Source organism: Salinivibrio socompensis S35 (assembly GCF_000513715.1).
GTDB classification, from domain to species: Bacteria; Pseudomonadota; Gammaproteobacteria; order Enterobacterales; family Vibrionaceae; genus Salinivibrio; species Salinivibrio socompensis.
This window is the reverse complement of record NZ_AQOD01000223.1, coordinates 1-1,400: the sequence shown is the minus strand read 5'-3', so window position 1 is coordinate 1,400 and position 1,400 is coordinate 1. Positions and strand designations below refer to the sequence as shown.

Genomic DNA, 1,400 nt, shown 5'->3' with positions numbered 1-1,400 from the left:
GAGCAACCCCAAGCGCTAGAAGAAGCTGGCAGCACAGGGCAAACCACCTATTCTAACCAATTTAAAGTCGTGCCTGTCTCCACGCCTTGGCGGGCGACGCCACAGCCTAAACCTCAGGTTGATGGGCCAATGATGGCCACGGTAGTGGGCCTGAAGGTGAAGAAATCTTCTGTGATGAGTATGGGCGGGTGAAGGTCCACTTCCCTTGGGATAGAGAATCAGAAAAGGATGAGCACAGCTCGTGCTGGGTGCGCGTGTCGCAAGGCTGGGCCGGGGCGCAGTACGGCTTTATAGCTATCCCGCGTATTGGCCATGAAGTGATTGTGTCTTTTTTAAATGGCGATCCCGACCAGCCCATTATTACCGGGCGTACCTACCACGCCACCAACACACCACCGTATCCACTCCCTGAGTTTAAAACCAAAACGGTATGGCGCAGTGACAGCCATCAAGGTGAAGGCTACAACGAGCTCAGTTTTGAAGACCAAGCCGACAGTGAGCGTGTGTACCTAAAAGCACAAAAAGACAATCAAGTCGATGTCGGAAACTCACAGCAGATCCGCGTTAATTATGACCACAAGCTCGACATTGGTCATGATGAAAACCATGTGGTCGCCAACGATCGCACGTTAACCGTAGAAGGGTCACAATCGCATGCCACGAAAGGTAATCATGTGAGTGAGGTCAACGGTGATAAGCACCAAAAAGTCGATGGCGACTGGGCGGCCAAAGTCGCGAGTGCGATTGGCTTTAATGCCGACGGCGATATCACCATTAAAAGCGGCGCTAAAATCACCCTGCAAGTGGGCGGCAGTTTTGTGGTGATTGATAGCAGTGGTGTGGCCATTGATGGGGCCAAAATCCTGATCAAGTCAGGCGGCTCACCGGGTGGCATTCCTCTGCCTTCCAGTCCGGCTACCCTCAGCGCCGCGGCCGCCAGAAGGCAGTGCGTTTGTGATCCAAGCCTTGTTCGCACCCGAGTGAGGGCTAAGCCATGAATGAGTATCGCTATGTGGTGGTTGACCGTGCGGTGGTGACCCACATCCTCACCTTGGCCGAAGAGCACGATGCGGACGCTTGGTGTGTCTTTCTGCCTCCAGTGGATGAGCCCTTTGCCCAGGTTGCCCCTTATTTGGTCGAGTTACCCCCAGCGCTTGAGGACTACCTGCAAGCGCGCCGTGAGCCGTGGGGGTTTGCCTTTACCACCGAGCAACCGGCGAAGGCCGTGCTCAACCACCTAAGAGCCTTGCTCTCGGTGTACAAAGAAGGCAATCCGGCCCCCACTTTCTGTCGCTACTACGATCCGCGGATCATTTGGGCGCTGTTAGATGCGTGCAAGGTGCCGCAGCAGTACTATGTGTTTGGGCCRATAAAAGCAATACGGACTTGGTACCACAGGC

General features: G+C 54.8%; 1 protein-coding gene and 1 pseudogene. Both read left to right on the top strand.

What is annotated here, in order from left to right:
• Nucleotides 1-998 (top strand): annotated as a pseudogene (locus tag DZ54_RS22980) (type VI secretion system Vgr family protein); the annotation flags it as partial.
• On the top strand, nucleotides 995-1,400 hold a 406-nt coding region (locus DZ54_RS0117170; RefSeq protein ID WP_025675449.1), incomplete at its 3' end, for a DUF4123 domain-containing protein. The pseudogene DZ54_RS22980 and the gene DZ54_RS0117170, both read left to right, overlap by 4 nt.